Annotated in this window: 5 protein-coding genes; 2 read left to right on the top strand and 3 right to left on the bottom strand. The window is 40.3% G+C overall.

The genetic code is table 11. The features are described from left to right. Nucleotides 1-372, top strand: a 372-nt coding sequence (locus A3766_RS19160; RefSeq protein ID WP_156508985.1) for a transposase, incomplete at its 5' end; no start/stop codon positions are given. 30 nt (nucleotides 373-402) lie between these two features. On the opposite strand, the gene A3766_RS19155 is transcribed toward A3766_RS19160, so the two are convergent. Further along, nucleotides 403-1,803 carry an NAD(P)/FAD-dependent oxidoreductase gene (locus A3766_RS19155; RefSeq protein ID WP_068642793.1) on the bottom strand — a complete coding sequence of 467 codons (1,401 nt, stop codon included), beginning with the start codon at nucleotides 1,801-1,803 and terminating at the stop codon, nucleotides 403-405. A 248-nt stretch (nucleotides 1,804-2,051) separates the two neighbouring features. Between A3766_RS19155 and A3766_RS19150 the strand changes: the two genes are divergently transcribed. Further along, nucleotides 2,052-2,600, top strand: a complete 549-nt coding sequence (locus A3766_RS19150; protein WP_068510071.1) for a DUF2058 domain-containing protein — start codon at nucleotides 2,052-2,054, stop codon at nucleotides 2,598-2,600. Here A3766_RS19150 and A3766_RS19145 read toward each other — a convergent pair. Both A3766_RS19145 and A3766_RS19140 read right to left on the bottom strand, forming a co-directional pair. Then, the gene (locus tag A3766_RS19145; protein WP_068553025.1) at nucleotides 2,589-2,954 is read right to left on the bottom strand and encodes a hypothetical protein; all 366 of its coding nucleotides are present in this window, start codon (nucleotides 2,952-2,954) and stop codon (nucleotides 2,589-2,591) included. The genes A3766_RS19150 and A3766_RS19145 overlap by 12 nt on opposite strands. Before the next feature lie 9 nt (nucleotides 2,955-2,963). Then, on the bottom strand, nucleotides 2,964-3,268 hold a 305-nt coding region (locus tag A3766_RS19140), incomplete at its 5' end, for an AraC family transcriptional regulator (protein ID WP_156508984.1).

Here is a 3,268-nt window from a genome sequence, read left to right as displayed (position 1 = left end):
TATAAAATCTGGTTGGATAACTCGATTCTGCAGGTACCGCCTAAATCGGCCTTGGGCAAAGCACTCGCATACAGTTTAAATCAATGGCCAAAGCTGACACGCTACTTAGAAGATGGTCATCTGAATATCGATAACAATCGTGCAGAAAGAGCAATCAAACCCTTCGTGATAGGGCGAAAAAACTGGTTATTCTCAAACACCACTAGTGGTGCCCATGCCAGCAGTGTACTTTACAGTATTGTTGAAACGGCAAAGGCAAATGACCTTGTGCCATTCGATTATCTTCATTATCTATTGAAAGCACTTAGTAAAAGAGATCAGCAAGCAGAAATGGAAGATCTGCTGCCATGGAATGTCATACTAAATCATTAGATTCTTGGATATGTGCGCTTCGCCTTACGTTTACTCAATACCACTCAATTGGTCGCGTAATAAGAGAGAATCCTGAATATGTTGTTTAAAGCCATAAATAGCGCCGTCAGGTGAGTTCAAATAACGCATCATAGTTAAAGGAGTCGCTACCTCAGCAACTTCAATATACTGGCTGAGATTTGGGTAAGCCTTTTCAACATGATCAATGAGCTTTTGTGCGTAGTCATACTTTGCTTCAGCATAATCTTCAGGGCTAAGTGCTTGCCATGCTTCGCCGTATTGAAGTGCTACAAGAGTTATGACGCTTTTTCCCTTGGGGGCCAAATCTTCGTCAATGAAGTTGTAGCAGGTGACCATTCCCCATTTCGGTGCGGTCATTTTATATAGTTCTGTTTCGTCAATATCCTGGTTGTCACCATCAATTACGAAGGTAGCGGCAGATGTAATACCGATATCCTCTGGCTTACAATCTAAACCTAAATACAAGCAAACAGCAGAAACACCTTTGCGTCTAGATTTAAAATCTTGTTGGATCTGAATAGGTGGCTTTTCAAGATCGAGGAGTTCATTGAAGGTGATCAGTGGGCTGGCGTTCGAAACAACATAATTACAGCTTACGGTTTGGCCATCTTCGAGTGTAATAGCATGAACCTTATTATCAGCGGTATGTATTTTCTTCGCACCACAACTAAACTTTACGCACCCTCCGGCTTCAACAAACGAATCGATAATTGCGCTAGAAACACTCTGAGATCCACCCTTAAAGTGCCAAGGTTTGAAGGTACAATAGGCGAAAAGCATTCCAATAAATTCTGCAAACACTAATTCATTGGTTGGGATACCGACATAACTCCAATAGGGAGTGATCGTATTGATCAGTTCTTTATTGCTGAAGAATTCATTCAATACTTCATCGGTAGTTCTTAAACCGTAGGCAGCAAAGTGTTTACATTGAGACTCTAATAGCTTTTCGTCATTACTACGCCTAACCTGTTGCAAGGCCATGTAATACTCCATAGCAACCTTGCTTCCTAGATCAAAGAAGCGGGTGATAGCATCACTGTCATCAGGAAAATTTTGTTTTAGAACTTTTTGAATGCCTGACCAACTCGCGGGAAGTGTAATATCTTGTTTCCCTGGGACAATTAATCGATATAGCTCCTCTTCCTGAACCAGTTCAACTTTATCGAGTACATCCAAATCCTTGAACATTTTTCTCATAAGGAAAGGTCTGTCTTCTGTCCCAACGCCACTTAACTGATGCAAAGCGACTTCAAATTCGAAATCTCCGCGGACGAAAGATGTACCGCATCCACCCGGAACATTATGGCGCTCAACAAGTAAGGTGTTACATCCATTCTTTTGCAGTGTCGCGGCAGCGGTTAGTCCGCCATTTCCTGCGCCAATCACTACTGCATCATAGTGTTTCATTGTTTTAAGTTCTCCACGTTTATATAAAATGCCAAGAAAATACTAGTACTAACAAAGTATCTAAACTTTACAGTGTAAGTGTACTTTACCCAGCAATATTTACATTGTAAAGTTTAGGGGTCGTAAATTGTATGTTTTATTTGCAAAGGCGCATTCAAAATCATGCTAGAAATCTAGGTTTAGAGCGAATTATGATAGTATTTATCTTATTCGAAGTAACATCTAAACATCGTTCAAGAGAGGGTTTGATGGCAAAGTCATTACAAGAGCAACTATTAGGTGCTGGCCTGGTAGATAAGAAAAAAGCAAAAAATATTCAAAAAGAGAAACGTGTTCAACGTAAGCAAACTCCAAAAGGCCAAGCAGTACAAAACGAAGCCGAAGCGCGAATAGCTCAGCAGAAAAAAGAAAAAGCTGAAAGAGACAAAGCACTGAATCAGGCGAAGCTGGAAGAGCAGAATCGAAAAGCAATTAAGGCTCAGGTAAAACAATTAATTGAAATGAACACCGTACCTAGTGAAGGTGACGATATTGGATTTCAATTTGCTGTCGATAAAAAGATCAAAAAGGTCTATATATCAGAACAGCAACAAACTCATTTATTGAAAGGCAGGTTAGCAATAGCCAATTTAGATGAAAGTTTTATCTTAATACCAGCAACAGCGGCCACTAAAATAATAGAGAGAGATGAGGCAGCGATTGTCTACCACATGGAGAAGTCACAGCCGCAAGATACAGAAATAGAAGAAGATGATCCGTATAAAGATTATCAAATACCTGATGACTTAATGTGGTAAACCTATGATCTGAGGTGCTGGTTTGTGGCATTTAGCATGCCCTTGAACCAGTTCTTCATAAATAGCCTTGAACTCGCTGCCGATAAGCTTTTGTAGAGGGAATTTTTCTTTTTCAAGACGAAACTCGACATTACCGGGAAAGAATATAAAAGTGAGGTAGGCTCCTTTCACTGAAATGAGTTCGGAAATGCCTTTATGGGATGTGTACTTGCATAATTCCTCGATATTTTCACTAGCGGGTGTTTTAGTCTTCTGTTCAACATGCTTCTTTGCGATTGGTGCCTTTAAGTGACTCAAGCTTGTACAAGCATCAAGTGTCAGCGCAGTCAGAAGGATAAAGAGAAGTCTTAGCATGCTTGTATACTATTCCTGGGGTCGAGATTTAAGATATTTTGCGGGAGAAATTCCGGTCCAGCGTTTAAAAGCACGGCTAAAGGCGCTAAGTTCAGAAAAGCCGAGCAAAAAAGCAATGTCGCTTAGACTATGTTTGCCTTTATTTAAATATGCGTAGGCCTTTTCTTCACGCACTTCATCAAGCAGGTCATGAAAGGAAATTCCTTCTGATTTAAGACGTCGATATAGCGTGTGTCGACTCATATTCATTCTTTTTGCGATATTTTCAGCATCTACCTTATCTTTGGAAAGCTGGCTTTCAAGGGTAGTCTTTA

It is taken from the genome of Oleiphilus sp. HI0132 (genome assembly GCF_001635845.1).
This window is presented reverse-complemented; position numbering and strand designations above follow the sequence as displayed.

Coding starts and splice junctions, on each gene's coding strand:
- A3766_RS19155 (WP_068642793.1), bottom strand. CDS start 1,803: ATGAAACACTATGATGCAGTAGTGATTGGCGCAGGAAATGGCGGACTA.
- A3766_RS19150 (WP_068510071.1), top strand. CDS start 2,052: ATGGCAAAGTCATTACAAGAGCAACTATTAGGTGCTGGCCTGGTAGAT.
- A3766_RS19145 (WP_068553025.1), bottom strand. CDS start 2,954: ATGCTAAGACTTCTCTTTATCCTTCTGACTGCGCTGACACTTGATGCT.